Annotated in this window: 6 protein-coding genes; all 6 read left to right on the forward strand. The window is 32.6% G+C overall.

The window, feature by feature from the left end; genetic code table 11:
* Positions 1-163 precede the first annotated feature (163 nt).
* The 6 genes from KIV10_RS13650 (at position 164) to KIV10_RS13675 (ending at position 4,512) form a co-directional block, all read left to right on the forward strand.
* Entirely contained in the window at positions 164-982 is an 819-nt protein-coding gene (locus tag KIV10_RS13650) for a helix-turn-helix domain-containing protein (RefSeq protein WP_214114687.1), read from the forward strand.
* Between the two features lie 58 nt (positions 983-1,040).
* Complete coding sequence (locus KIV10_RS13655; protein ID WP_003009469.1) at positions 1,041-1,442, forward strand: VOC family protein; 402 nt, start codon at positions 1,041-1,043, stop codon at positions 1,440-1,442.
* Between the two features lie 9 nt (positions 1,443-1,451).
* Positions 1,452-1,805: a TfoX/Sxy family protein gene (locus tag KIV10_RS13660; protein ID WP_214114689.1), complete on the forward strand. Its 354-nt coding sequence runs from the start codon at positions 1,452-1,454 to the stop codon at positions 1,803-1,805.
* Positions 1,806-1,954: 149 nt separating this feature from the next.
* The gene (locus KIV10_RS13665) at positions 1,955-3,244 is read left to right on the forward strand and encodes a hypothetical protein (protein ID WP_214114691.1); all 1,290 of its coding nucleotides are present in this window, start codon (positions 1,955-1,957) and stop codon (positions 3,242-3,244) included.
* 216 nt (positions 3,245-3,460) lie between these two features.
* Positions 3,461-4,291 (forward strand): tetratricopeptide repeat protein, encoded by an 831-nt coding sequence (locus tag KIV10_RS13670; protein ID WP_214114693.1) that lies wholly within the window; start codon positions 3,461-3,463, stop codon positions 4,289-4,291.
* Positions 4,288-4,512, forward strand: coding sequence for a hypothetical protein (locus KIV10_RS13675; protein ID WP_214114695.1), 225 nt, complete (start codon positions 4,288-4,290; stop codon positions 4,510-4,512). Before KIV10_RS13670 ends, KIV10_RS13675 begins: the two co-directional genes overlap by 4 nt.
* Positions 4,513-4,856: the final 344 nt, after the last annotated feature.

A 4,856-nucleotide genomic window follows, 5' to 3' on the forward strand; every position in this document is an offset into this window, starting at 1 on the left:
TAACAATGTATAACCGCAATTACGGCGGATTCGACTACGTCCGAATCCACTCGGAATTGCTAACGTCAGTTCCATACCGAAAATTTTCGCTAACTTGCCCGTAACTGCGGTTATACTTGACCGTTAGCCGTCATTGTAAAAAGACACCGTACAAAAATCGACAATGGACTTAAATCCGAAAACATACGAGCCAAATATTGAACTGACAGAGTTCGTTAAAAGATATTGGACACTAGACGGTGAAAAGGAAAATATACCAATCAAAAACACCATCGTGCCAGACGGAACAATGAAATTGATTTTTCATTATGGCGACACTTATAAACATCATTCACAAAATGGCGAGATAACCGTTTTACCAAAGTGCTTTTTAATTGGACAACTGACAAAGCCCTATGTAATTGAACCAGTTGGTGTAACGGGCAGTTTTGTTGTTCAATTCAAACCAAATGGGTTTTTACCTTTTACATCAATTCCAATCAAAGAATTAGAAAATACCGCAGTTCCATTGGACATTTTATTTGGAGAATACGGCATAAAACTTGGCAATCAAATCTTAACCGCAAAATCTACACCTGAAAGAATTCAAATTGTTGAAGGCTTTCTTTTAAAACAATTAGCCGACAGAAAAAACAATGACAATATCGTAAAATCAACGATTGAAACCATATTCAGTACAAATGGACATTTTTCGGTAAATGAATTTTCAAAAAACAATAACATAAACCGAAGACAACTAGCACGGAAATTTTCTTCAGCCATAGGGTTAAGCCCAAAACAACTTGCAAAAACGATTAGAATTCAAACAACATTGAAAGTATTATTGAATGAAGAAGTTACAAAACTAACTGACTTGGCTTATGAAAACGAATATTTTGACCAAGCCCATTTTATAAAAGAGTTTAAAGAGTTCACAGGTTTGACACCAAAGGATTTTTTCGGTGACGCCTTAAAAATGTCGTTGATATTTGACAAAAAATAGGCTTGTCCCATATTTACAATTTTGCCGTTTTGACTGAGTTTAACTTTGCATCGCAATAATGCAAAAACTTAAAAATCATAGTAAAATGGCAAATGTAAATCCAGTTGGTTGGTTTGACATCAATGTGGCAAACTTAGACCGAGCAAAAAAATTCTACGAAACAGTTTTCAATTTAAAGCTGACAGATGCACCCATTGAATGGGGCAAGCAATCATTCTTCCCTTTCAGCCCTGAAAGCCACGACATTTCAGGTGCATTAGTGGAAAAAGCTGATTTTGTTCCAAGTAGCAATAATACGGTTGTCTATTTTGAAACCGAAGACAACATTGCAGAAGAACAAAGAATTGAAGCAGCAGGTGGAAAAGTAGTGCAACCTAAAATGAATATTGGTGAATTTGGTTTCATTTCAATTTTCATTGACACAGAGGGCAATACTATTGGACTTCATTCACGTAAATAATTTTTACTGATGGCTTACGACACAAATCTTGCTGACAGAGTCAGAGAATATCTTGCTGAAATACCAGAAATAGAAGTTGAAGAAAAACTAATGTTCAATGTTCTAAACTTTATGGTCAACGGAAAGACTTGCGTTTGTGTAAGCAATGAAAAGTTAATGTTGCGTTTTGACCCAAGCCAACAGGAAGAACTTTACGAGAAAGATGGTTATGAGACAATGTTAATGAAAGGTAAAGAATACAAGGGCTACTGTTATATAAATCCTGACGGGTTTAAAAATAGAAAAGACTTTGAATTTTTCTTAAACATATGCCTTGAATACAATAAAGTCGCAAAATCATCTAAGAAACGAAAGACGAAATAAAACAACGAACGGCTAACAGCGGTTTTGCGTCAGGCGGGGTTCAGTGCTTCGTCTGACGCTTTTTGCTATATTTGAACTTTCGTGCTTCGTATCAAGTGTAGTGCTAAAAAGCCCGCCCGAACGCAAAGCCGCGAAACGTTAGCAAACATATGAAAACAAACAACATTCTTTACTTAATAATTTTGTGCTTTTTGATGATAGGTTGTGATAATCTGTCAAAAAAAGAAGAAAATGCTCAAAACTATATGACGCAAATCGCACAGAACACGAACAGAATGATGAAACTTCCAGCTAAAGTTGATGAATACACTTTCGCAGAAAAGGTAAAATTTGATAAAGAAACTAATACAATTATTTATACTTACATAATTGACAAAAATGACTATGGCACTTCAAACGACTTTAATAATTCTTTCAAACAAATAGAAAATGAACAAATTACAAGAGCAAAAGCAAATCAAGGAAATGACATTAATTACCAAACTTTAGGAGTAACAATAAAATCTGTTTACAAAAACAAAGAAAACGATATTTTGTACAGCTTTGATATAAGACCAAAAGACTACATTCAAAGTAAAATGCCAAATTCAAAGAACGAAATTAAGGAAAAGACAAAAAATGGATTTTCAGAAGAATCGTTCAAATTAGATTTTAATAACGGATTGAGCTATAAATTCGGAGACGTATTCAATAAAGACAAAAAACTGATTTTTTCTACAATATCCTCTTCCCAAACGACAATCTTGAATTTAACCACGGAAATTGGAAATCCCTTTGGAGAAATTATTGAGAAAAGTCAAATTGTAGTGGAATTAGTTTTAAAATATAAAGCAGGAACAATTACGTTTAAATCAAAAGATTATCGTGATTATCTCACAGAAACGGACAAATTGAGCGATTACGATGTGTCCTCTTTTTTTAAAAATAATACAAATACTAACTTGGAGGAACTACAACGTTATGCTAATTATCTCGATTTAACCAGAGAAAATTGGAAAAGAACAGACAAAGACGATAAAGAAGATGTTCAACTACTTGAAAGTGAGAATAAATATATTACAGAAAAAAGATACAAATACTCTGAAAAGGATTTGACAAGGCTAAAAGGTTTAATGGAAGAATTTGAAAATTATTTTGACAATAGTAATAATTACAATTATTTCACCAATATCACAGAGAATAAATTTTCGCCAAATTTGATAAATACAAAATCCAACTTTTGTTTAAGGCTTTTTAATGATTTTGAGCAAGTTGAAGATACCAACAACATTGATTACATCCCAACAATAGATAAATTCAAAGTACAAAATGCAGAGGCAAGAATATATTTGACAGCAACAAATACCAACGGATTTGAATTTAATGATTTGGTAAAAACAATAAATATTACGGACAAATGGAATAACAATTTTGTAAAATATAGCCTTTTAGAAAATTAGAGCGGTTAAAATACGTTTGCTAACAACGTATATAGCTCATAGCTAGGCAGTTGCCTAATCAAAGTTAAGACATATTTGCAAGTCCGCCAAATTTTTTAATTTGGCTTATTGAAAAGAAAAGATAATAAGAAAATTAAAAAATTCGGCTCGTGCTTAACCGAATAGTTGTCGCTAATTTGCACGCTACGAGCCATATACAAGACCGTTAGCAAACATATGAAACGAACGACATTACTATTTTTGACATTATTACTTTTAGCGACTTTTTCTTTCGCTCAATCAAAATATACAAACGGATTTAATAACGGTTATAAGAAAGGTTTTTGTCAAGACCAAGGTGTTGGCTGTGTTGAACCTGTTCCACCAGTTGCACCTGTGCCTAAAGTTGGCGAAAATTCAAGCAGTTATTCAGATGGGTATAATCGTGGATTTAAGATGGGACTTAATGCAAGAAAAAAGAAAGGTAGTTCAAATTCAAATAGTAATAGAGAAAGATATAAAACAGCTGACTCTAAATTTGTAGATTTTACCAGTTCGCCAAACACAAACCTTTTGGGCTTAAAATATAAAGCCTTAAAATCTCTAATGGAGCGAGCAAAAACTAATTTAGCTAATCAAAATTTTGACGAAGCAATTAATAATGCGAACAGTATTTTATCCATTCAATCTGGTTTTTCATCAGCATACGAAATAAAAAGTGTTGCTTACTTTGGGAAAAACAGAATGATTGACGCTTATAACTTTTCTCGTAAATTTCTTAAAACAGGTGGCAATCGTTCACAATGGAGTGATTATATGCACGAAGAAATGTGGAAATATTTGTCCTCATATATGGCCAAAGGCGACTATGAATCAGTCAAAACCATTACCGAAAATATCTGGTATAAAAATAGCGTAAAGAATTATTTTACAGGTCTTTATTATTACTATACTTACAATCATAAAAAAGCAAAAAGATATTTTAAAAAAGTAAAAAATTACGAACCTGCAAAAACCTACGTAAAAAAGATAAAGGATGATGTTTTTGTGCCAAATCCATTCAAATGAACCAAAGTGAATTTAATGAAATATTGAACTCTAAAATAAGACCTTTCGTATCGGATGTTATTTCCAAAGGGAAATCATCAGATAATAAGTTCCAATATGTATCGGACAAATGGAAAGAACTTGAAAATATGTTAGAAGAGTTTGACTTGCCACCAGATACATTTCGTGATTTAAACAGCAGATATCGAACTAAAATAGAAAACGAAATACTGCGGAAATAATACGTTTGCTAACATCGTATAAAAACAATAGGGCAATTGTAGCAAAACCGAATGGTTTGGGCGCATTTGCGAAGTCGCCAAATTTTTAAATTTGGCTATATTTACAAAGAAAGATAAACATAGAAATTTAAAAATTCGGCTTGTGTTTAACCGAATGGTAACCGCTTATTTTCAGCCCTACTGTTCTTATACACAACCGTTAGCAAACATATAAACGAATGTACTTTCCTGAAATAGGTTGACTAAAAATTAAACCTTTTAGTACTAGACTTAATGAAAGACAAAAAACAGCACTGCCGAAAAACTTCCTACAAAAAAGTAGGTTTCGATTTAAAACTTTTGAT

This window comes from Aequorivita echinoideorum (genome assembly GCF_018476645.1).
GTDB lineage: Bacteria > Bacteroidota > Bacteroidia > Flavobacteriales > Flavobacteriaceae > Aequorivita > Aequorivita echinoideorum.